At 52.1% G+C, this 22,704-nt stretch carries 24 protein-coding genes; 11 read left to right on the plus strand and 13 right to left on the minus strand.

The annotated features are described in order from the left end of the window. Positions 1-20 precede the first annotated feature (20 nt). Entirely contained in the window at positions 21-1,112 is a 1,092-nt protein-coding gene (locus HND56_00655) for a DUF21 domain-containing protein (protein ID QKK04279.1), read from the plus strand. Positions 1,113-1,175: 63 nt separating this feature from the next. Here HND56_00655 and HND56_00660 read toward each other — a convergent pair whose 3' ends face one another. Next, positions 1,176-1,889 (minus strand): hypothetical protein, encoded by a 714-nt coding sequence (locus HND56_00660; GenBank protein QKK04280.1) that lies wholly within the window; start codon positions 1,887-1,889, stop codon positions 1,176-1,178. Between the two features lie 247 nt (positions 1,890-2,136). Further along, the gene (gene clpB, locus HND56_00665) at positions 2,137-4,770 is read right to left on the minus strand and encodes an ATP-dependent chaperone ClpB (protein QKK04281.1); all 2,634 of its coding nucleotides are present in this window, start codon (positions 4,768-4,770) and stop codon (positions 2,137-2,139) included. Between the two features lie 285 nt (positions 4,771-5,055). Here clpB and rpmH point away from each other — a divergent pair, with 285 nt between their 5' ends. From rpmH to HND56_00690, 5 genes are all read left to right on the plus strand, one after another. After that, entirely contained in the window at positions 5,056-5,190 is a 135-nt protein-coding gene (rpmH, locus tag HND56_00670) for a 50S ribosomal protein L34 (GenBank protein ID QKK04282.1), read from the plus strand. A 115-nt stretch (positions 5,191-5,305) separates the two neighbouring features. Next, on the plus strand, positions 5,306-5,650 hold the full coding sequence (gene rnpA / locus HND56_00675) for a ribonuclease P protein component (protein ID QKK06513.1): 345 nt from the start codon (positions 5,306-5,308) through the stop codon (positions 5,648-5,650). Then, entirely contained in the window at positions 5,647-5,934 is a 288-nt protein-coding gene (yidD, locus tag HND56_00680; GenBank protein QKK04283.1) for a membrane protein insertion efficiency factor YidD, read from the plus strand. The genes rnpA and yidD overlap by 4 nt, the downstream gene beginning before the upstream one ends. A 29-nt stretch (positions 5,935-5,963) precedes the next feature. Continuing rightward, complete coding sequence (gene yidC / locus HND56_00685) at positions 5,964-7,907, plus strand: membrane protein insertase YidC (protein ID QKK04284.1); 1,944 nt, start codon at positions 5,964-5,966, stop codon at positions 7,905-7,907. A 1-nt stretch (position 7,908) separates the two neighbouring features. Further along, positions 7,909-8,559, plus strand: a complete 651-nt coding sequence (locus HND56_00690) for a YihA family ribosome biogenesis GTP-binding protein (protein ID QKK04285.1) — start codon at positions 7,909-7,911, stop codon at positions 8,557-8,559. 5 nt (positions 8,560-8,564) lie between these two features. Here the strand turns inward: HND56_00690 and HND56_00695 are convergent, their stop codons facing one another. The 5 genes from HND56_00695 to HND56_00715 all read right to left on the minus strand — a co-directional run bounded on the left by HND56_00695 (position 8,565) and on the right by HND56_00715 (position 14,088). After that, complete coding sequence (locus HND56_00695; GenBank protein ID QKK04286.1) at positions 8,565-9,479, minus strand: polyprenyl synthetase family protein; 915 nt, start codon at positions 9,477-9,479, stop codon at positions 8,565-8,567. A gap of 158 nt (positions 9,480-9,637) precedes the next feature. Continuing rightward, a complete protein-coding gene (locus tag HND56_00700) occupies positions 9,638-10,459 on the minus strand; it encodes a flagellin (GenBank protein QKK04287.1) in 822 nt (273 codons plus the stop codon). Between the two features lie 173 nt (positions 10,460-10,632). After that, positions 10,633-11,487, minus strand: a complete 855-nt coding sequence (locus HND56_00705; protein QKK04288.1) for an alpha/beta hydrolase — start codon at positions 11,485-11,487, stop codon at positions 10,633-10,635. 2 nt (positions 11,488-11,489) lie between these two features. Continuing rightward, complete coding sequence (locus tag HND56_00710) at positions 11,490-12,305, minus strand: alpha/beta hydrolase (protein ID QKK04289.1); 816 nt, start codon at positions 12,303-12,305, stop codon at positions 11,490-11,492. A gap of 46 nt (positions 12,306-12,351) precedes the next feature. Then, positions 12,352-14,088: an ATP-binding cassette domain-containing protein gene (locus HND56_00715; GenBank protein QKK06514.1), complete on the minus strand. Its 1,737-nt coding sequence runs from the start codon at positions 14,086-14,088 to the stop codon at positions 12,352-12,354. 254 nt (positions 14,089-14,342) lie between these two features. On the opposite strand from HND56_00715, the gene HND56_00720 reads away from it, so the two are divergent. After that, entirely contained in the window at positions 14,343-15,278 is a 936-nt protein-coding gene (locus HND56_00720; protein QKK06515.1) for a lysophospholipase, read from the plus strand. Positions 15,279-15,294: 16 nt separating this feature from the next. Here the strand turns inward: HND56_00720 and HND56_00725 are convergent, their stop codons facing one another. From HND56_00725 to HND56_00740, 4 genes are all read right to left on the minus strand, one after another. Next, positions 15,295-15,768, minus strand: a complete 474-nt coding sequence (locus tag HND56_00725) for a hypothetical protein (GenBank protein ID QKK04290.1) — start codon at positions 15,766-15,768, stop codon at positions 15,295-15,297. A gap of 113 nt (positions 15,769-15,881) precedes the next feature. Continuing rightward, entirely contained in the window at positions 15,882-16,580 is a 699-nt protein-coding gene (locus HND56_00730; GenBank protein ID QKK04291.1) for a hypothetical protein, read from the minus strand. Between the two features lie 126 nt (positions 16,581-16,706). Further along, positions 16,707-17,213: a hypothetical protein gene (locus HND56_00735; protein QKK04292.1), complete on the minus strand. Its 507-nt coding sequence runs from the start codon at positions 17,211-17,213 to the stop codon at positions 16,707-16,709. A gap of 86 nt (positions 17,214-17,299) precedes the next feature. Next, positions 17,300-18,340: a lysine-2,3-aminomutase-like protein gene (locus HND56_00740; protein ID QKK04293.1), complete on the minus strand. Its 1,041-nt coding sequence runs from the start codon at positions 18,338-18,340 to the stop codon at positions 17,300-17,302. Positions 18,341-18,432: 92 nt separating this feature from the next. Between HND56_00740 and HND56_00745 the strand changes: the two genes are divergently transcribed. After that, the gene (locus HND56_00745) at positions 18,433-19,293 is read left to right on the plus strand and encodes a universal stress protein (GenBank protein ID QKK04294.1); all 861 of its coding nucleotides are present in this window, start codon (positions 18,433-18,435) and stop codon (positions 19,291-19,293) included. A 13-nt stretch (positions 19,294-19,306) separates the two neighbouring features. Beyond that, on the plus strand, positions 19,307-20,731 hold the full coding sequence (locus HND56_00750; GenBank protein ID QKK04295.1) for a hypothetical protein: 1,425 nt from the start codon (positions 19,307-19,309) through the stop codon (positions 20,729-20,731). Positions 20,732-20,740: 9 nt separating this feature from the next. Here HND56_00750 and HND56_00755 read toward each other — a convergent pair whose 3' ends face one another. Both HND56_00755 and HND56_00760 read right to left on the minus strand, forming a co-directional pair. Next, positions 20,741-21,082 carry a hypothetical protein gene (locus HND56_00755; GenBank protein ID QKK04296.1) on the minus strand — a complete coding sequence of 114 codons (342 nt, stop codon included), beginning with the start codon at positions 21,080-21,082 and terminating at the stop codon, positions 20,741-20,743. Positions 21,083-21,119: 37 nt separating this feature from the next. Then, positions 21,120-21,446: a hypothetical protein gene (locus HND56_00760; protein ID QKK04297.1), complete on the minus strand. Its 327-nt coding sequence runs from the start codon at positions 21,444-21,446 to the stop codon at positions 21,120-21,122. Between the two features lie 163 nt (positions 21,447-21,609). On the opposite strand from HND56_00760, the gene HND56_00765 reads away from it, so the two are divergent. Both HND56_00765 and HND56_00770 read left to right on the plus strand, forming a co-directional pair. Next, on the plus strand, positions 21,610-22,152 hold the full coding sequence (locus tag HND56_00765) for a hypothetical protein (GenBank protein ID QKK04298.1): 543 nt from the start codon (positions 21,610-21,612) through the stop codon (positions 22,150-22,152). A gap of 59 nt (positions 22,153-22,211) precedes the next feature. Further along, on the plus strand, positions 22,212-22,688 hold the full coding sequence (locus HND56_00770) for a nucleoside deaminase (GenBank protein QKK04299.1): 477 nt from the start codon (positions 22,212-22,214) through the stop codon (positions 22,686-22,688). Positions 22,689-22,704: the final 16 nt, after the last annotated feature.

Genomic DNA, 22,704 nt, shown 5'->3' on the forward strand with positions numbered 1-22,704 from the left:
AACAGGTTTAGACCCGCCATATGTTTGCCGCCCTTATCGGTTTTTTGTCTATTTCGATTATTTTCTCCTTCCTCTGCTCCCTTTGGGAGGCGGTGTTGCTGAGTATTTCGCCCTCCTATATGCAGATCAAGCTGAATGAAGGCGGGAAAGTCGGCGCGATTTTGCAGAATTTCAAAAACAATATCGACCGCCCGCTGGCGGGGATTTTGACGCTGAACACGATTGCCCATACGGTCGGCGCGATCGGGGTGGGGCAGCAGGCAACGAAAATCTGGGCGGACAGCAATCCGATGATTACGGGTTTTGTTGTGCCGGCACTGATGACGGCGGCGATTCTGATTTTCTCCGAAATTATCCCGAAAACCATCGGGGCGACGAATTGGAAGCTGTTTGCGCCCTTTACCGTGCGCTGTCTGGATATTGTTTTGAAAATTCTGGCGCCTGTGATCTGGCTTTGTCAGGGAATTACCAAGCTGTTTAATAAAGGCGAGAAAGAGAGCATCTTCTCCCGCACCGATTTTCTGGCGCTGGCGCAGATCGGCTCGGAAGAAGGGCATCTGGACGAAACGGAAACAAATTTCATCCATAATCTGCTGCATTTCCGCAAATATAAAGTGCGCGACGTGATGACGCCGCGCGTTGTCGTGGTTTCCGCCCCGCAAACAATGACGGCGCGGGAGTTTTACGATTTTCAGGAGGATCTGACCTTCAGCCGTATCCCCTTGCGTGAAAATGCGGAAACGGAAACCATCATCGGCTATGTGCTGAAAGATGATGTGCTGGAACATCTGATCGACAGCGAGGAAGATGCGCCTTTGGAAAAATTCCGGCGCGATATTATTACCGTGCCGGAGGGCTATACGCTGTTCCAGATTTTCGGCGATTTTATCGAAAAGCGCGAACATATCGCGCTGGTGATTGATGAATATGGCGGTGTCTCCGGCATTGTGACGATGGAGGATGTCGTCGAAACCCTGCTGGGCGCGGAAATTGTCGATGAAACCGACAAGGCCATTGATATGCAGGCGATGGCAAAACGGCAATGGAAAAAACGCAATCAGGATAGTGCGGGGCTTATTTCTGCGGAGGAGAAGCTTGCCGAGAAAAAATAGTGTTTATTACGCTGGAGGCGACCGATCGGTCGCCTCCTTGAAGTTTAAAATATATATTTTATTTTATGCGGCGTACCTACTAGGTCTAATTTTTCGATCTAAGTATTCAATGGAACGTTGTTGCATGTTAAAATTTATACTGTGTGGCGCTGTGTTCTCTTTAAATTTAAAGCCTAAGTGTATTGCTGCAAAGACTAGACTGCCCGAACATACATATTTAGGTTCTGATACTTCTCCGTCTGGGTAAGTAAAGCTAAGCTTTTCTGCTATATGCTTCAGCTTGTAGCTACCGTATTTTGTAGTAATTGTTTTTGTCTTCGGAATTTCACTAACTAAGTGGCAAGAGCGTAGAAATTCTTCAACAGCAAAATCCAATAACATGTCATTACGCTCTCCCATAAAACGCTGTGTGTATTCTTGCAGGGTTTCTTCTGGATGGTTTTGCGTATGAATGCCGATTCCTGATCGAGTTAACATGGGATATCTGTCCATGATGCGCCGAATAGCGGCCTTACTTGCGGCAAGGTAAAGTGGCTTTGCAGTAGGATGAAAGTCTTTGCCATTTAGGTAATTTCTAAAATCCTTCCAGCTTACAATAGTTTCGAAAGAAGAATGTTGATTAGTTGCAGCACGCAATGCGGCATTTGTTTGAAAACCTAGTGCGCGTGCCAGTGCTTCTATACGATGGGATGATTTAATTGCGGGGAGGGTTTTCCTCAGATCAGCTTTCATCGATTCGATAGTGGCTGAGTCAACAAAGATAGGTAAAGTGAACATAGATATGTCCTTTCTATAAGAGTTATAGTCCATCGATTACGCTATAACTCATTGAAAGAGCATAACTATTGCAAGAGAAATAATTCAGGACGTTTGACACGATGGTAAGTCGGAGGTGTCCTACACCCAATAAAACTTTATTATGGTGACAGAATATTTGTCAAGTTTGTATATTTCTATGGTGTGGGTAGTAGGAATAAAAAGAGGCGGCGCGAGGCCGCCTCTTCTTGTTGGAGTTTTGTTTTGCTTACGCCGCGGCGGATTTTTTGGGGCGTTCGGGTTTTTCCGCGGCGTCAGGCTTTTTTGCGGTGCTGAAATCCAGCGTATCGCCTTTTAGCCTGACATTGACGGTTGTGCCGTCCAGCACCTCGCCTGCCAGGATCAGGCCGGCGAGTTTGTCCTGCACTTCCTTTTGAATGACACGGCGCAAGGGGCGCGCGCCATAGGCGGGGTCATAGCCCTGATCGGCCAGCCAGTTCACGGCTTTGTCATCAATATCCAGCACGATCTGGCGGTCCTTCAGCAGGTCCCGTACATCTTTCAGCTGGATATGGACGATATCGGCCATATGTTTTCTCTCCAGCCTGTGGAAGAGCAGAACTTCGTCCAGACGGTTCAGGAATTCGGGGCGGAAGGCCGCGCGCACGGAGGTCATCACCTGACTGCGGACGCTTTCGGTTTCCTCGCCTTCTTTCAACCCGACCAGATATTCCGCGCCGAGATTCGAGGTCATAATCAGCACGGTGTTGGAGAAATCGACCACGCGTCCCTGCCCGTCGGTCAGGCGGCCGTCATCCAGCACTTGCAGCAGGATGTTGAAGACATCGGGATGGGCTTTTTCCACCTCGTCAAACAGGACCACCTGATAGGGGCGGCGGCGGACGGATTCGGTTAAGGCACCGCCTTCCTCATAACCGACATAGCCCGGCGGCGCACCAATCATGCGGGAGACGGAATGTTTCTCCATATATTCCGACATGTCCAGACGCAGCATGGCGCTGTTATCATTAAAGAGGAAGCCTGCCAGTGCCTTGGTCAGCTCCGTCTTCCCGACCCCTGTCGGGCCGAGGAACAGGAAGCTGCCGATCGGCAGATTGGTGCGTTTCAAGCCTGCACGGGCGCGGCGCACGGCGTTGGAGACGGCAATCACCGCTTCCTCCTGCCCGACGACGCGTTTGTTCAGGGCTTCTTCCATTTTCAGCAGTTTGTCTTTCTCGCCTTGCAGCATGCGGTCGACGGGGATGCCCGTCCAGCGGCTGACGACGGCGGCGATATCGCTTTCGCGTACCTCCTCCTTAATCATCGCGCCTGCGGCTTCCGGCCCCTCGGCGGCGGCGAGTTTCTTTTCCAAAGACGGGATAATGTCATAGGACAGCTCCCCCGCGCGGGTGAAGTTGCCTTCGCGCTGGGCCCGCTCCAGTTCGATACGGGCATTATCCAGCTCCTCCGTCAGTTTCTGGCCTGAGAGCAGCTTGTCTTTCTCCTCCTGCCATTGCGCCGTCATATAGGAGGATTCGGATTCGATTTCCTCAAGCTCTTTCTCCAGCTTTTCCAGACGGTCGCGGCTGGCATCGTCTTTTTCCTTTTTCAGGGCTTCACGCTCGATCTTCAGCTGCATGATGCGACGGTCCAGCTCGTCCAGTGCTTCGGGTTTGCTGTCGGCCTCCATGCGCAGGCGCGAGGCGGCCTCGTCCATCAAATCAATCGCCTTATCGGGCAGGAAACGGTCGGCAATATAGCGGTTGGACAGATTTGCCGCCGCGACAAGCGCCGAGTCGGTAATGCGCACACCGTGATGCATTTCGTATTTTTCTTTCAAGCCGCGCAGGATGGAGATCGTATCCTCCACCGTCGGTTCGGCAACGAAAACCTGCTGGAAACGGCGTTCCAGCGCGGCGTCTTTTTCGATATATTTGCGGTATTCGTCCAGCGTGGTCGCGCCGATCATATGCAGCTCGCCGCGTGCCAGTGCGGGTTTAAGCATATTGCCCGCATCCATTGCGCCTTCGGCTTTACCGGCACCGACCAGCGTGTGCAGCTCGTCCAGAAACAGCACGATTTCTCCTGCGGCGGCGCGGACATCTTCCAGCACCGCTTTCAGCCGTTCTTCAAAATCGCCGCGGAATTTCGCACCGGCGAGCAGCGCGCCGAGATCAAGCGCCAGCAGTTTCTTGTTGCGCAGGCTTTCCGGCACGTCACCATTGATGATGCGCAGCGCCAGCCCTTCGATAATGGCGGTTTTACCGACGCCCGGCTCCCCGATCAGGACGGGGTTGTTTTTGGTGCGGCGGGACAGAACCTGAATAACGCGGCGGATTTCCTCATCCCGCCCGATGACGGGGTCAAGCCGTCCTTCCCGCGCATCGGCGGTCAGGTCGCGGGAATATTTTTCCAGTGCCTCGTATTTATCCTCCGCCGTTTCACTATCGGCGGTTTTGCCTTTGCGCATGTCATTGACGGCCTGATTGAGCCCGTTTGCGGTCATGCCCGCCTTTTCCAGCAATTCATGGGTTTCGGCGGATTTTTCCACACTCATGGCTTGCAGGATACGTTCCAGCGTTGTGAATTTATCGCCCGCTTTTTCGGCGATCTGATGTGCCTTATCCAGCAGCCGTGCCAGCTCGGTTGACACATGCAGGCCGGTTGCGCCGCTGCCTTCAACCTCGGGAAAAGCGGCGATTTTGGCATCTACGGCGGATGACAGCGCATCGGCCCGTCCGCCCGCATTCGTAACCAGACGCGGGATAACGCCGCTATCGTCCAAGAGCAGCGCCTTGAGCATATGTGCGGGTTGCAGATATTGATGATGATGGCGAAGCGCAAGTGTTTGCGCGGATTGCAGGGCGCGTTTTGCCCTGTCGGTCAAGCGTTCGAAGTCCATGATAGGCCCTCCTTATATATATGTTGCACCACAGAACCCTGCGATATGATATTTTATATCATTAAGGCGTTCCGATTTGAAACCCGCTATGCGGCATCTCAATAACTTTATTGTAGCATAATTTTGCCGTTTTTTGCAAAAAATCGGGGAGAAAGCTTTTTAAACAGACACGGTTTTATGTTGACAGATAGAGGTAAATCACGATATAAACCACCACCTATAGGGATTTTTTGCCGGATTCCGAGAGGGGAATCGGTAAACAAAAGAAGAAACGGAGTTTAAAAAATGAAACGTACATTCCAACCTAGCCGCCTTGTTCGCGCACGTCGCCACGGTTTTCGTTCGCGCATGGCCACTGTCGGCGGCCGCCGCGTATTGAGCAACCGTCGCAAAAAAGGACGTATTCGTCTTTCTGCGTAAGGCTTTGGGCTGCGGGGTCCGCCCCGCCCTTTAAAACGCTTTTTTACTGATATTTTAGATATTTCTTTCCGCTCTTTTTCTATTCGCAGGGGGCAATATGTCACAGCCACAGGCCATGACGACATTGAAAAAACGTGCGGATTTTCTGCGCGCCGCCGCTGCCGGAGAAAAGAAAGTCACCCAGAATATTGTTGTGCAGATTTTCCGCCGCGCCGAAGAGGATGCCGGCGGTATTCGCGTTGGTTTTACCGCGACGAAAAAAACCGGCAATGCGGTGCGGCGTAACCGTATCAAGCGCCGTTTGCGCGCCTTGGCGCGGAATATTTTGCCGCAAGTCGCAGAGGGCGGTTTCGATGTCGTGCTGATCGGGCGCTGGCGGGCGGCGGAAAGCGCATTTTCAGAACTGGAACGCGATTTTCTCTATGCGCTGAAAAAACTGGGTGTAAAGGCGGGCGCATGATGAAAATTTTCAAATATCCGCTGCTGCTGCTGATTAAATTTTACCAATTGATGATTTCGCCGTTGAAACAGCCTTGTTGCCGTTTTCATCCCACATGCTCGGCCTATGCCAGACAGGCTGTGCAGAAATACGGGGTTTTAAAGGGCGGATGGCTGTTTTTGATCCGCTTTATGAAATGCCATCCCTGGGGACCGCACGGCTATGATCCCGTGCCGGATTTTTTTGACTGGCATCCGCGCCGAAAAAGCGGTAAAAAACTAAACGAACACAAGACAAAAACCTGAAAGAACTTCAAAAAGAAAGTGCCTGATCGATGCGTCGTCCCGATGATCCGAATAGTGTCCCGCCCAGTAATATAATTACGGCCGTTGTTTTTTCGCTGGTTATTCTGGCCGGATTCTATTTTCTTTTTGAAAAGCCGCGCATGGAAGCGGCACGGGCGAAATATGCTGCCGAGCAGGAGCTGAAAGCCGCAGCCGAGAAGAACGACCCCGCCTATATCGCGAAAAAAGCGGCGGAAGAAGCCGCGGCGGAGGCGGCGCGCATAAAAACGCGTGACGAGATTCTAAGTCAGGAAGCCGCACCGCGTCTGTCCTTTGAAACGGAACATCTGAAGGGCTCGATTTCTTTGAAAGGCGCGCGTCTGGATGATTTGATGCTGCTGGGGCATTACAAAACAGTCGCGAAAAAGCAACTGGTCAGTCTGTTTGCGCCGGAAGGTGTGGCGCATTCCTATTACGCGCAATTCGGCTGGGTGTCGCATGAACAGGCGGCATTGCCCGATGAGAAAACAATCTGGCAGGTAGAGGAAAATACGGCGGTTGAGAATGATCCCGCCGTTGCACATCGTATCGTACTGTCATGGGATAATAATGAAGGGCTGCTGTTCCGCAAAACCATCACGCTGGACCATGACTATATGTTCCATGTGACGCAAAGCGTGACGAATTACGGCGCAGAAAAACAGGTGCTGTACCCGTATGGCGCATTGAGCCGTGCGGGAAAACCTGTCGATTATATGGGTTTCTTCATTCTGCATGAAGGGCCGCTGGCCTGGCTTGATAATGATCTGGACAGTCCGAATTACGACAGCGTTGAAATCGGTGAGGCAAAAACCTATGAAAACGCGAAGGGCTGGATCGGTTTTACCGATAAATACTGGTTTGCGGGGCTGATTCCCGGCGATATGGAGAGTATGAATACCGTACGCTATGTGCGGCAGGGAACGGAGGCTGCGGAGGAATATCAGACCGATATCGTTGCACCGGAGATGAATATCGCACCGGGTGCAACCGTTCGCCATGAGATGAGGCTTTATGCCGGCGCTAAAGAACAGGCCGTTCTGCGCAAATACGAAGCCGCGCACGGCATCAAAAATCTGGAACTGGCGATTGATTTCGGTATTTACTGGTTTTTGACCAAGCCGCTTTTCATGCTGCTGACATGGCTGGGCAATTCTTTCGGTATCGGAATCGGTATTCTGGTGCTGACGGTTATTCTGAAGCTTTTGACCTTTCCTTTGACCAGCCGCGCCTTTACCTCGATGACCAAAACCGCGATTTTGGCACCGCAGATGAAAGAACTGAAAGAAAAATACGCCAATGACCGTGAAAAGCTGCAAACCGCCTTTTTGGAGCTGTATCAGAAGGAGGGGGTGAACCCGCTCTCCGGTTGCTGGCCGATGATGGTGCAAATTCCGATCTTTTTCTCGCTTTATAAAGTGATCCTGACCAATATTATGCTGCGGCATCAGCCGTTTTGGGGCTGGATTCAGGATTTATCCGCGCCTGACCCGACATCCATCTTTAATCTTTTCGGGCTGCTTCCTTTTGAGCTGCCGCAAATACTGATGATCGGCGCATGGCCCTGCCTGATGGGTCTGACCATGTTCTGGTTGAACCAGATGAGCCCGAAACCGACGGATCCGACGCAGAAATTGTTGAAAAGCTATTTCCCTTACCTGTTTACCATTATGCTGGCGCATTTTGCCTCCGGTCTTGTGATTTACTGGGCCTGGAGTAACGTACTGACCGTGATGCAGCAATATGTGATCCTGCGCCGTCTGAATGTGCCGATTTCGCTGATCCGCGGTCGTCTGGATGACCCGCAGGAAGATGCGCAGAAAGAGTTGGCGCGCCGCCGTGCGGAAGAAGGTGACGGAGAAGAGGCAGAGGAAACGCCTGACCCCGCGCCGAAGAAAAAGGCAAAGAAACAGCAGGCCGGAAAAAAACCTGCCAAACCGAAAAAGAAAAGCTGATATGTCCGAAGATGTGCAAAAACAAATCCGGCAGATGTTTTCAGGCGGATGCGTCTTCGTGACCGGTGCGGCCACAGTCGATGCCCTTCCTGATACCTCCGTACCGGAAGTGGCTTTTGTCGGGCGGTCAAATGTCGGAAAATCAAGCCTGTTGAATGCATTGACGGGGCAGGCGAGTCTGGCAAGGACATCACACACGCCCGGTCGTACGCAACAACTGAATTTTTTTGCGGTTTCCGATGGCAGTATCCGTCTTGTGGATTTGCCGGGTTACGGCTATGCCAAGGCATCAAAAGGCGCGGTGAAGTCGTGGAATAATCTGATTCGCGATTATCTGGAATATCGTCCCAATTTACGCCATGTCTATATTCTGATCGATTCACGTCACGGCTTGAAAGAGGGTGACAAGGAAGTGATGGATTTGTTGGATAAGATGGGTGTTGCCTATCAAATTATTCTGACGAAATCAGATAAAATTAAAAAAGAACAAATGGATAAAGTTGTTGCGGCAACGGAAGCGGTATTGAAGAAACATCCCGCGGCCTTCCCTGTGCCGCATAGCACAAGTTCCCACAAGAGATATGGTGTGGACGATATGCAGAGAGCGGTCTTTAAACTCGCGCATCCTGATATCATTGTCGATGATCAGTAAATAATCTATACGCGGCGCTGCAAGACGTAATCCGCGACATGGTGCAGCATGTCGGCGCGGCCGTAATCGAAAATCTTCAGATGTGATTTTGCCTGCTGGCACAGCATTTGTGCGCGTGACTGTGCGGCCTCGACGCCCATGGCGGAGACAAAGGTCGCTTTTCCGGCATCTTCGTCTTTTCCGGCATCCTTGCCCATTTCTTCCGGATTGCCGGTGATATCAAGCAGATCATCCGTCATCTGGAAGGCCATACCGAGATCATGCGCATAGTTGCGCAAAGCCTGACGGTGGGCGGGGTTGGCTTTGCCGAGGATGGCGCCGGCCTCACAGCAGAAGGCAATCAGCTTCCCTGTTTTCAGGCGCTGCAAGCGGCTGATGGTACCGATATCGAATTCTTCCTGCTCGCCCAGAAGGTCAAGCATTTGTCCGCCGACCATGCCGTGGCCGCCTGCGGCGCCGGCCAGTTCGGATACCAGCTCGATACGGACGCGCGGGTCTTCATGGGTTTCCGGCGTGGCCAAGACTTCAAAAGCCAGTGTTAAGAGTGCATCGCCGGCCAGAATCGCGGTTGCCTCGTCATATTCCTTGTGAACGGAAGGCTTGCCGCGACGTGTGTCGGCATCATCCATTGCCGGAAGATCATCATGAATCAGGGAATAGCTGTGTAAAAGCTCGACCGCAACACCGACACGGCGGGCGCGGTATTCATCAACACCGAAGATTTTGGCCCCTTGCATAACAAGGAAAGGACGAAGGCGTTTTCCGCCGTTTAGCACGCCGTAGCGCATGGCATCCCATAAAGGTGCTTCTGCCCAGTCCCCTTTGGTCAGCATTTTTTCCAGCGTTTTATTGATTTTTTCGCGGCATTCGTCCATCACCTGCTGTAGTTCGGGTGAGGCCTGTCTTGGGGAGGGTGCCATTTTCCTGTTTCTCCTTAAGAGGAATTAGAATTTCTATCCGCAACGATATTAGGCGTAAAAGCTGTCAAGTTCAAGCGGATAAAAGCATCGACGGCGTCTGAAAAGACGCCGCCGACATATTCGTATTCTTTGTTTTGTTGTTCTTGGATCTGTTCTTATTAGAACAGACGCAGAACAGACTGCTGAGCCTGGGATGCCAGAGACAGCGAGGTGATACCCAGCTGCTGCGCCGTTTGCAGCGACAACAGTTTTGCACCTTCCTCGTTATTATCGGCAAGGACAAGCTTGTCGGAACCTTCCTTCAGCGTATTGATGAGGTTTTCCGTGAAATCCTCGCGCGTCTGGATAATGTTCAGATTGGTACCGAAAGACCGTGCCTGTGCGCGCACCAGCGTCAGGGCGGCGGAAATCTCGTCCAGTGCAGCCTGTGCGGCTGTTGCGTCAGAGAAGTCAGCTGCCGAGATGGCCAGATCACCGCCTGTGGTGAAGTCAACGCCGGACACCGTCAGGGTTGAGCTCGCATCCTCGTTAAAGGTCACCGTCAGGTCACCTGAATCGAGCAGATTGGTACCGCGATAGCCGGAATCGGCTGCCACAAAGTCCGTCTGTGCAATCAGCTCATCATAGCTGGCTTCCAGAGATGTTTGGTCAGTCGGCGCACCGCCTGAAGCATTTGCCTGATCCAGCGCTTCCTGTGCGACGGCTTGCAGTTGCTCCAAAAAGGATGTGATGGTCGTGATACCTTGATCAGCCGCTTTCAGAACCTGTACACCCTGCCCGATACCGTCGAGCAGACGCTCCAGATCGCTTGCGCGGTTGGTCAGCGATTGCGATGCGAAGAATGCGTTGGCATCATCGAGCGCGCTGTTGACCTTTTTACCCGTGGCAAGACGGTTCTGGGTCAAGTCCAGAAGGCTTTGCGTACGTTGAAGGCTGAGGAGGTTTGTCCGCAGTGCTGCGGTAAGTGTTACTTCTGCCATTGTAGTTCTCCCTTTTCTAGGTTTAACGTTTTACGTTTTTAGATTTGCGAAATACTTTCGCGTTTGGAACAAATTCTGCCCCATAGTTCCATCATGCCATAGAAATCGTTAATAAAAGGTTTATTGATTATGTTATTTATCATATTGGGCGGTATTGCTATGGCGATAAAGGACTATTTTTTTTGGAACAGCCTGAAAATACCTTGCTGTCTGAGGAAGGCGCCTATTTCCGTACCGGTTTGCGGGAAATCATAGAGATTGTTATGATTGCCGCCTTCGATGGGGATAAATCTCTTTGGCTGCGCTGCGGCTTCAAACAGTTTTTCTCCCTCGGTAAACGGCACAACACCGTCTTCGGTGCCGTGCACGATCAGGACGGGCATCGGTTTGATATTGCGGATTTTCGCAATATTATCGTAGCGGTCTTTCAGCAGCAGGCGCGCCGGAATAAAGGGGTAAATAGCAGAGGCGACGGCGGCTGTGCTGGAAAAAGGTGTTTCCAGAATTAAAGCTGCGGCATCATATTCGGTTGCCATTTGTACGGCAACGCCGCTGCCGAGGCTTTCGCCGTAAATAGCGATTTTTTCAGGCGGCAGGTTCTTTTCCTTTGTCAGAAAATCCATTGCGGCGCGTCCGTCGGTATAAAGCCCCTCTTCGGTCGGTGTGCCGTCATTACCGCCATAGCCGCGGTATTCGACCAGTAAAACACCGACACCGAAAAGGTGATAGATGGCGGCTTTGGCAACGCGGTGACCGATATGCCCCGCATTGCCGTGAAACAGCACAATTGTGCCGGTATCTTCCGTTTGTGCAGGCATGTAAAAGGCTTGCAGACGCAGACCGTCTTTTGTCATCAGGGAAATTCTCTCCAGCGTGTCAACGCCGAAAACGCGGGGCGGCGGCAGCGGATTGGTATCGGGCAGATACATCAATTTCCGCTGGAAAACAAACATACAGGCGACAACCATCAACCAGGCCAGAAACAGACAGGCGGCGGTGGAAAGGGATATTTTTATCAGGGATGGCATGGTTATTCCGTGACCTCTTCCGGCAGGTTATTATTTTGCAGGGCGGTGTTTTCTTCCGTAAACGCTGTTATGACGGCGGGGGTTTGTGTGAAATCCCATAAATTATTATGCCCGCCGCCATCAATACTTGCAAAGGCTTTTGGTTGCGGCGCGGCGTTATAAAGGCGCCCGCCTTCGGTCTGCGGCACAATATTGTCATCTGTGCCGTGAATAATCAGCAGAGGCATGTCCAGATGCCCGATTTTGTCGATATTGTCATACCTGTCTTTCAAAAGCAGATCGATCGGGATCATAAAATAGATGCTTTTGGCAACGGAGGCTGCGCCGGTAAAGGGTGCTTCCAGAATAAGACCTGCGGCTTTGAATTCCGTGGCCATCTGCACGGCGACACCTGTGCCGATGCTTTCACCGTAAATAAAGATTTTCTCCGGCGGGATATGCAGTTCATCCTGCAGGAAGTGCATGGCCGCGCGTCCGTCTTTGTAAAAGCCTTGCTCCGTTGGTTTTCCGGGATTTCCGGCATAGCCGCGATAGCTGAGCATCAGCATGCCGGTTCCGGCGGCGCGTTGCAGCGTCTGGGCTTTGCCTGCGCGGTAGCCGAGATGTCCGGCATTGCCGTGGAAGAAAACCAGCACGGGCTTATTATCTTGCGGAGGAATATACCATGCCAAAAGCGCGAGATTGTCTTTTGTTGTTAAGGTGACGGCGCGGATACCGTCTATGGCATGTGCAGGAAGGGCGGGGGCGCTTGTGGCGGGGCTGTACATGATATGGCGCTGAAACAGATAAAGACAGGTGATAACGTAAAGCCATGCCACGGATATGCACAGGGCAACAGTCAGAATATTGCGACGGGTCAGTTTTTTAAGAATGGGTGCCTCCGCCGTAAAGGCGTTTATAGACGCCGTCTTTTTTCAACAATTCCTTATGTGTGCCGTGTTCAACGATTTTGCCGCGGTCAATCACGTAAATCAGATCGGCATTCTGTACGGTGGACAACCGGTGGGCGATCACAAGCGTTGTGCGTCCCTTTTGCAGTTTCTTTAAGGCTGACTGGACGGCGCGCTCCGATTCATTATCAAGGGCGGAGGTGGCTTCATCCAGCAGCAGCAGCGGTGCGCCGCGCAATACGGCGCGGGCGATGGCGATACGCTGCCGTTGCCCGCCGGAAAGCGTTGCCCCCTTCTCACCCAGAACCGTATCATAGCCGTTTTCCATCTCCAGAATGAACTCATGCGCCGTGGCGGCTTTGGCGGCGTCTTCAACCGCGTCATCATCGGCATCAAAGCGGCTGCAGCGGATATTGTCGCGGGCGGTGTCGTTAAAGACGGTGACGTCCTGACTGACCAGCGCGGCATGTCCGCGCAGACTGGCGAGGGTTACGTTACGGATATCCTCCCCATTCACCAGAATGCGCCCTTCATCGGCATCATAAAGGCGCAGCAGCAGATTGATGACGGTGCTTTTACCGGCGCCGGAAGGTCCGACCAGCGCAACGGTTTTGCCTGCGGGAACGGTAAAGCTGAGATGATCTAGCGCCGTTTCGGCCTCGCTTGATTTGTTATTGTCGGGATAGGCAAAACAGACATTTTCGAAAGTGATTTCGGGGGCTTTTTTCAGTTTCAATTCTTTGGCATCGAGGCGGTCGGCAATGCCCGGCTGCACATCCATCGCGTCAAAAACCCGCTGCGCGGCGGCAAGTCCTGTTTGCAGAACCGTATTCAAATTGGCAAGACGTTTCATCGGCTCATAAGCCAGAAGGAAGGCTGCGATAAAGGAAAACAGCTTGCCGGCGGTGGTTGCACCATCCATGACCTGATAACCGCCATAGATGATAATGGTGACGATTGCCAGCCCTGCAACGGTTTCAGAGAGCGGTGTCGCGAGCGCCGAGGTGCGGATGACCTTCAGATAGAATTTGTAAAGGCGGGTAATATTGTTTTTGACGCGGGTATCTTCATGTTCTTCCAGCCCATAGGCGCGGATATGCCGGATTCCTTGAAAACTTTGCTGCAGAACGGCGGTAAGGTTACCGGATTCCTCCTGCATCAGGGTCGCGGTTTTGCGCAGTTTTTTACCCAGCCGCATGACGCCGTAAGAGATCGGCGGGAAGATGAACAGGGAAATCAGAGTCAGTTTCCAGTCCTGATAAAACATCACGCAGACCAGTACGACGAGTGTGAAACTGCCCTTTGCCAGACCTGTGATGCTGTCGGCCATTGCCATACGCATCATCGTGGTGTCCGAGACCATACGGACAATCAAATGACCGCTGTCTTTTTGCTGGAAAGCGGCAATATCCATGCGGATCAGTTTTGAAAAGAGCTCTTTCTGCACATCGGCAATCATGGCTTGCCCTGCTTTTCCCATCAGAACGGTATGACCGTATGTTGCTGCGCCGCGCAGGGTGAAGGCACTGAAAATCAGAATAGCAACCTGCCAGAGCTGTTTCAGATCCCCTTGTGAAAAGACGTCATCAATGACAGGCTCCATCAGTTTGGCGAGCAGTCCCGTCATGCCGGCGGAGAGCAGCATCAGCAAGGTGGCGGCGATAATGAGTCCCAGATGCGGGCGCACATAGCCGGAAATGATACGGCGCATGAGTTTATGCGTCGCCTGATGCTGCCCGGTTTCTGTTTTTGCTGCCGTCAATGTTGTCTCAATTTTTCTTGTTTAATTCTTCTAGGCTTTGTCTCTTGAAACGGATATGATAATAAGAACTTGTATAGCCTTTTTGTTCAAAAAATACCACGTTTTAGGTCATGATCGGCAAGAAAAATAACAATAACGGCGATGATACCCTACCCGGCGGCGAAGACGGAAAACCGGAAAATCACGATCCGCAGAAGCCGCAGATGCTGCCGCCGCCGCAAATCGGTCTGGCGCTGGGCAGCGGCCTTGCCCGCGGCTTTGTGCATATCGGTGTTTTGCGCGGGTTAAAGCGGCACGGCATTACGCCGACGATTTTATCGGGAACCTCGATGGGGGCGCTGGTTGGCGGCGCTTATTTGGCGGGGCGGCTGGATGCGCTGGAAGACTGGGCCTGTTCCCTGAACCGTTTGAAGGTTTTATCCTATCTTGATTTCCGTGTCCGCAGCGGCGGGCTGATCGGCGGTAAACGGCTTTTAAAGCTGATGATGACGCATTTCGGCGAGGTCGAGGTCGAAGAACTGCCTTATCCTTTCGTATCGATTTGTACCGATTTGATGACAGGTCACGAGGTCTGGCTGCGGTCGGGACGTTTGGTGGATGTGATCCGCGCATCTTTTTCCCTGCCGGGTGTGTTCCCGCCTGTTTTCATGAAAAACCGCTGGCTGATTGACGGTGCGTTGACCAATCCCGTACCGGTTTCCGCCTGTCAGGCGCTGGGCGCGCGGATGACGATTGCCGTGAACCCGAATGGCGATATTATCGGTAAAGCATCAAAACCCGGTGCGGATTTCCCGAAAGTTGCCGGTTTTGACCTGCTGGATGAAAGCGATGATAATCCCGAAGTGAAGGCGGCGAAAAGCTTTTCACTGACGCGCCGTATTTTCCGTCGCGAGGAAAAAGAACCGAGTATGTTTGGTGTCATGGTGTCTTCCATGAATATTGCGCAGGACAGGCTGGCGCGCTCACGCCTTGCCGGTGACCCGCCTGACGTTCTGATTACGCCGCGTGTCGGTCATATCGGATTAATGGAATTTGACCGCGCCGAAGAGCTGATTGATGAAGGGGAAGCCGCCGTTGAACGCGCCCTGCCTGACATCAAAGCCGCCTATACGGTTTTATGCACGCATTATAACGCCTAGAATAGGCGGATTCCGGTCAGTAATGGCTCGGGTATTTTTTATCAAACTCTTCCAGAGCGATCAGAGAGTCTTCATAATAGCCCGGTGCCCTGCGGGAACGTGAATAATCATATGTTGCAAAGGCACTGCTGCCATATGTTACCAGTGTTTTCCGCCGTTCGGGCGCATTTGCCAGCTTTGCTTTCCGCATTGCTTCGCGTTTTTCCCGGCGTCCGACCAGATCGAAGCTGCCGCTGCCGGATTTTTTCTTCATATCGGCGCCGCCGGGACTTGCCCCTGCCATTTTCTCAAGATTTGCCTGATCCGCATCGATCTGCGCCTTCATTTCCGCACGTTTTTGTGCGGCGGCGGCACGTTTTTGGTCAAGATCGACCATAGCAGGTGTCTGGATACCGCCGCTTTGTGCATGGGCGGGGGCGGATTGCAGCAGCAAAGCCGCACCGATGCCGATTACGGCGACAAAAGCACCGATTTTAAAAGATTGTCGCATTTATGAGCCCTCCTTTGGCAAAAACATACCTCTCCATTATAGACGGAAAAAGTAAAAAAAATCCGTATAGATTTTAAAAGAAAGACCGGAGAATTCTGTCCGGTCTGTTTTTATTACGGCGATTTCCTGTAAGAGGGCGCCTCACGCGGTTGCGGGCGGTTTTGACGTATCTCCTTCTTTTTCCGCCGGTTATCGCGGCGGAAAAGCTTATTGTCTTCGATCGTGTCTTTCTTGTAATTATGCAGATCCCTGCCCATGCCGTCGCGGTGTTCCTTGCGGTCTTTGCGTTGTTCTTTTTTATGGTTGCGGTGCTGTTCCTGCATGTTCCGTTGGAAGGAGTCATGCTGGTCCTTTTTATACTCCCTGTAATCAATTTTTCTTTCAGCGAGGGATTTCTGAAACGCTTCATGCATGCTACGGGCGGCGGCAGGATCGGTTTTTGCCGTTTCACGAATCTTTTCGTATTCCGCATCAATTTCTTGTTGCAGCGCGGCGCGGGTTTTTGCGTTTTCTTCCTTTATATCTTCGCGGAGAGATTGTCTTTCTTCCATCGCGCCCTCGCGGTAGGCTTCATTCTCTTCCTGTGTTTCCTGACGAAAAGAGTCATTTTCATCCCGCAGGCTTTCGCGGAATTCTTCGCGGTCTTCCAGATTGTCTTCGCGGTGGTCGATCCGTTTTTCTATCTGCTCCTTATGGAATTGCCGCGGCGTTTCCGGCGCGGCTTCGATGGCATAGGCGGGCGCGGATAGCGTGATTAAAAAAGCGCCGATGCCAAAAGCGGCCAGAATAGTGCTTGTTTTCAGATGTTGCATTGCGGTTCTCCTAAAACGGTCAAAATTCCCTCCGCCTATTATACGCAAAGACGTTAAAAAATCCTGCGCGAAATAAAAAAAGCGGAGCCGGAAATTCTCCGGCTCCGCCTGCTTAAAAGAAACCGGTTATTCAGAGGGCGTATCCTGTATCTCCGGTTTCGGGGATTTCTTCATAACGTCTCTTTTTCCTTTTTTCATGCCCTCTTTCAGGGGCGGCAGACCGCATAATTCTCTCATTTTCGCGGCTTTGGCATGTTTGCCTTTATGGTCTTCTTTTTTTGCGGCGTGTTCGGCCTTCATTTTTTCGCGTTTGGCCTGCCATTCCTGTTTCATTTTCTCGGCGGCTTCGGGATTGGTGGCTTTCAGCTCTTCATAAGCGGCTTTGCGCTCTTGCATTTTCTTTTTGCGTTCCGCCATTTTTGCCTTTCTTTCTTCCATACGGGCGGAAAATTTGGCGCAGGCTTCTTCCTTGTTGAAATTCTTGCCCGGGCCGCGGCGGTCACCGGGAGAATTTACATCGGGCTGTACGGCCTCCGCAGCGGGGGCACTGTTTTCAGCATGGGCGGCGGCGGGCGTGAAACCCAGCATGACGGCAAGGCAGGCGGCGGCAAGATAGGGTTTGAAATGCGTCATTGATTGTCTCCTTTAAAAAACAGTTGGTATTCCGTGTCGTTACAGATGATACGCGGCGGAAAGAAGAAACCCTGCGCTTTTTTTGATTAATCCTGATAAAAATGTGTGCGGCCGGACGGGTCGCTGATTTGATAGATGCCGTCACCTTCGGCGGAAAGATAGCAGGGTGTGAGCGGGATTTTGCCGTGACCGCCCGGAATATCCAGCATATAGACAGGCTGTGCCAGACCGGAGAGCCGTCCGCGCAATTCCCGCATAATCTGTTGCCCTTCGGCAAGCGGTAGCCGGAAATGTGCCGTACCCGGCGCTTTATCAGGGTGGTGCAGATAATAGGGACGGACGCGCAGACTGACAAGGCGGCGGAACAGCGTTTCCAGTGTGGCGGCGTTATTATTCACGCCTTTAAGCAGCACGGATTGGGATAGCAGCACACAGCCTGCCTTATGGAGTTTTTTGAAGGCGGTTTCAACCGCGGGCGATAATTCCTGTGCATGGTTGATATGTACGGCGATATAAACGGGCTTTTGCATTTTTTTTAGCAATGTGCAAAGCGCATCCGTGATACGGCCGGGATCGGCAACAGGGACGCGGCTGTGAATGCGGATGACGCCGATATGGTCGATTTTGTCCAGTTCTGCCAGAATATGGCTAAGCCGGCGCGGGCTGAGGATCAGGGGGTCGCCGCCGCTGAGGATGACCTCCCAGATATTTTGATTGCCGCGGATGTAGTCCAGTGCGGCGTCAAGCTGTGCGGGTTCCAGCAGTCCCGCGCCTTTGCCGACTTTTTCACGGCGGAAGCAATAGCGGCAGTAAACGGCGCAGCGTGATACCGGCATCAGCAGAACACGGTCGGGATAGCGGTGGACAATACCGGGGACAGGGCTGTGGCTGTGATCACCGATCGGGTCGGTCAGCTCATCCGGTGTTTCGGACAGTTCCCGCGCATCAGGCAGATATTGCAGGGCGACCGGATCATCCGGGGCGGGTTTTGCGATTGTGTCGTAAACGGCAGGGGTAACGCGCACGGCATAGCGTGCGGCAACGCGGTTTAAATCCGCATCATCGCCGAACCCTGCCGGACGGTTTTCCAGTGCGGCCTGCGGTATTTGTTGTTTTTTAGCTGTCATAATAACGGTTTATATCTGAAATAAGGCTGTTTGGCAATCTTGTACAAAGCGCAAAACACAGGTTATACTCGTCAGCGGAACAGGGAAGACCCATGACGCAAATCGATCAATTTGAAAGCATTTTCCGCGCGGCGGATAAAACACTTTACGCCTATCAGATGCCGGAGATCAGAAAAATTCTGGTGGTGACGGATCTGACGGTCAAGGCATCGGAGGCTTTTCTGGTGCAGCTGCAGGAGTTTTTATCCGTTCTGTCCGTGCCGAAAGAGCCGAAATGGGTGCCGGTCAGCGGCAAGGATTTTAAAAGCTCCGCCGATCTTCTGAAACTGGTAAAAAAACACAAACCCGATCTGATTTGTACCTATCGTAACCTGCAGAGCGCGGGATGGAAATACCCGCATTCGCTGGGCGAGCATCTGGATGTGCTGGTACAGCTGGCGGATGTGCCGGTGATGATTCTGCCGCATCCGGAAGCCGGACGCGCTGACCGCCACGCCATGCAGAATACCAACCGTGTCATGGTGCTGACCGATCATTTATCCGACAGCCATGATCTGGTGAATATTGCCGTAAGGCTGACCCGTGAAAAGGGGCGTTTGTCACTGGTACACCTGGAGGATACGCAAGTTTTTGAGCGCTATATTGATGCGATTTCAAAAATTGCCACGATTGATACCGATGAAGCGCGGGAAAAAATCAAGGAAAGGCTGTTGAAAGAGCCGCGTGATTATATCGCCTCCTGCGCTGCGGTATTGGCAAGCCATGATGTGAAAATCAAAATCAGATCCGTTGTCGGCTTTGGCCACCACATTACGGCCTTCAAGAAGAAAATCGATAAACAGAAACTGGACCTGATCGTTATGCGCGGCAAGGATAAAACACAGATGGCGATGCACGGCATCGTTTATCCGTTGGCGGTTGAAATCAGGCAGATTCCGCTGCTGCTTATTTGAGGATAAGGACAAGATGACACCGGACGAAACATTGCCTTTACCTTTGCCCCCCGGCTTTGCACCGGAGATGGCTGCGGCGCATGATGTGCCGTCATGGGTGACGTATTTATTTGCGGGGTTACTGGTGGCAATGATTGCCTCGCTGGCGCTGGAAGAAAAACTTCACGCCAAGAAATCCGTTATTGTCGGGGTTTTTGCGATTATCTCGCTGTTTCTCGGTTCTTATTTCGGTCTGATGCCTTTTGGTGAGTTGACGCTGGCGGACGGGCATAAACTGTCGATGCCGGTTTATATTCCGGCAGTGGATTGGAGCGTGATTGCCATCATTGTCGGTTCGGGGGTTTTTGTGGATGTTACCTCGCGCTCGGGCTTGTTCACATGGATTGCGATTAAACTGACGAAAGCCTCGCGCGGCGACCCTTTGCTATTGCTGTGCTTTTACGGTGGGATGACGGTGCTGTTTTCCGCCGTATTGAATAATGTGGCGGCGATGATTATCGTCGGTTCGCTGACGGCGGTTTCGCTAAACCGTTTGGGGCAGAACAGTAAATTGCTGGGTTTCCTGCTGGTGGAAGCTTTGCTGACGAATGTCGGCGGTTTGCTGACGCTGATCAGCTCCGTGCCGAATATTATTGTCGGAAAAACGGCGGGTATCAGCTTTATGCAGTTTTTCATCTATGCCGCACCCTTTGTCGCGGTGACGACATTGGTGACGTTATTTCTTGGGGCGCGGATGTTTAAAATCAAGCGCCTGTCAGGAGATAAGCAAAAAGAAGAGGCACAGGCGCTGGTTGCCGGATTTGATGAAAATGACGGGATCGAAAGCCGCGGCTTTTTCATTTTCGGGGCGGTGGCGCTGACAGGTTTTATTATTACAATTGCCGCGGCCTCGGTTTTGCCTTTGATTAAAGATCTGGGAATGGGCTTTGTGGCGCTGGCTTTTGCGACATTAATGCTGCTGCGTTACAAAGCCGAGGCCGACCAGTTTTACAAGGCGGTGGATTGGGATTTGATCGGCTTCTTTATGGCACTGTTTGTCGTGATCAATGTCATGGAACATGCGCTGGTGCTGGATTTGATCGGTGGCGGCATTCAGTGGCTGATCGGCACGGAAGAAGGCGCGCGCAGTACGGGATCACTTTTGGTCGCGGCGGCATTTTTCAGCTCGGTCACCGATAATATTCCGCTGGCGGCAATGCTGGCGAAAATTCTGGGCGGTATGGGGACGGAAACATCTTCCCCTTTATGGTGGAGTGTGATTTTCGGGGCAAATCTGGGCGGAAATCTGACGCCGATCGGCAGTGCGTCGACGCTGGTAGCGGTCACGATCATGCATAAGCATAAATTGAAGCTGTCCTTTGCCGATTTTATAAAACTGGCGCTGCCTTTTGCCGTCGTGCAGATCGTTCTGGCGACGCTTTACGTCCTATTCATGTAAGAAACGGGTTTATGCGCCGGGCGCCGGGTCTTTCGGACCGTGTTTTCCGGCGGCGGCTTTATCCGTGAGCGCCGTTTTCAAGGCCGGCAATGCGCCGTCTCCCGCAGGGAGGGAAAGCTCTATGCTGTTCGCATTTCCTTTGTACAGTACCAGCGTGACCGGATCGGATAATCCGGCGAGATCGGGTGTGAAACGGATGGCGTCGCCTTCCCGGTCGGCATGGGCGATTGCCGGATGGTCGGTAAAATTTTCGGGGAAGGATTTATCGCCGCGCATGGCTGTCATCACTGCAATGCCTGCACCCAGCGTATCGGCATCGATAGTCTCACTTGCGTAAACGGTGATTGTCATGGCGTTTTCCTTCCGTTGATAAAATTCCGTCTTTCTTTTACGTCCGGGTTTGTAAAGTGAATGCGATATGGTGCATCAGCTTTTCCCCGTTTTCCGCATTGGTGACCAATGCAACGCGCTTAATTTTCGTCCAGCGCTCCATCTCTTTCGGCGGCAGCTTTACCTTCAGCTTTGCCATGGCACCGCCCATCTGGACGATATAGACAGTGCCTGTAGACGGATCGCCTTCAATCCAGGCCGGCACATCGTCGAATGCGGCATTCACTGTTAAAACAACGCTTCCGGCATCGTCAAACAGGAACGCAATTTCCGCCTCCAAAAGCCCGTTAATGCCTTGCGGCGACGGATGACCGGTATCGTGCATGATATCCGAATCAACGCTTTCATCGCTTTTGCGCCTAAATAACATATAACGCAATTTTGTTAAGAAAGTCTTTATCATAATACGTAACTTCGCCTTTGCGGACCAAATCTATCCTTTTCATCTTAACCGCCCCTGTCATTAATTCAAGAAAGCATTGCTTTGCTTGACCCGTTGCCGGTTTTGGCGTATTTTTGACGGCATGGATGAGAATGTGTTTATTTATCAACGTGATGATTACTCCTGCGGGCCGGCATGTCTTGCAACGGTCTCGCTTATTTTTGGTAAAGAAACCGATTATGAATTTTTCCGGCAGCTGCTGACCCCTAATCCTGAATCCGGTACCCGCAATTCGCAACTGGCGGCGGCGGCGGCGGCGCATCTGGGTGCGGTTGCGCATGGGGAAGACATCTATCGCGGCGGTATCGCGATTGCCAATATCATCCACGAACCCAGTGAAGACGGCCATTATGTTGTGTTTCTGGATAAACGGGATGAAGAGATCGCCTATTATGACCCTTACGACCATGAAATCCATATCAGAAAGCAGGATGATATCCGCTGGGTGTCGGAATCCGGTCATTTGGAGAAATGGTCCGTGAATTTTCCGCCGCTGGAGGGGGCTGATTTTGCGCTGTGGAAATCCCTGCAGGAAAAGGTTCACCGGCAACCGAAACTGATCCATAAACAGCCTGCCGCACAGTCTTGACAAGGCCTCCGCCCTGTCGCACCATAAACAGTCTTAAATCTTTCGGAGATAAAGAAAAAATGACGAGCGACCACGAGCACTTTATGCGCGAGGCCATTGCGCTTTCTGCGCAGAATATGGAAGACAATACCGGCGGGCCTTTTGGCGCGGTTATTGTGAAAGACGGCAAGATCGTCGGGCGCGGGTCGAATAAAGTGACATCCTCAAATGATCCGACGGCACATGCCGAGGTGGTTGCCATCCGCGATGCCTGTAAAAATCTGGACGATTTTTCGCTGGCGGGATGTGAAATCTATACCAGTTGTGAACCCTGCCCGATGTGTTTATCGGCGATTTACTGGTCACGGCTGGATAAAATCTATTTCGCCAATACCCAGCATGATGCGGCGGAAATTGATTTTGATGACCGCTTTTTATATGAACAGGTCGCCCTGCCCAAGGAAGAACGCAGCTTGCCATCCGTGCCGCTGTTGCGGGATGAGGCACTGAAAGTGTTTAAGGAATGGCAGCAAAAAACCGATAAAATCCCCTATTAAAGCCCTATTAAAGCCC

This window comes from Pseudomonadota bacterium, from assembly GCA_013285465.1.
Taxonomy (GTDB): domain Bacteria; phylum Pseudomonadota; class Alphaproteobacteria; order Micavibrionales; family CSBR16-224; genus CSBR16-224.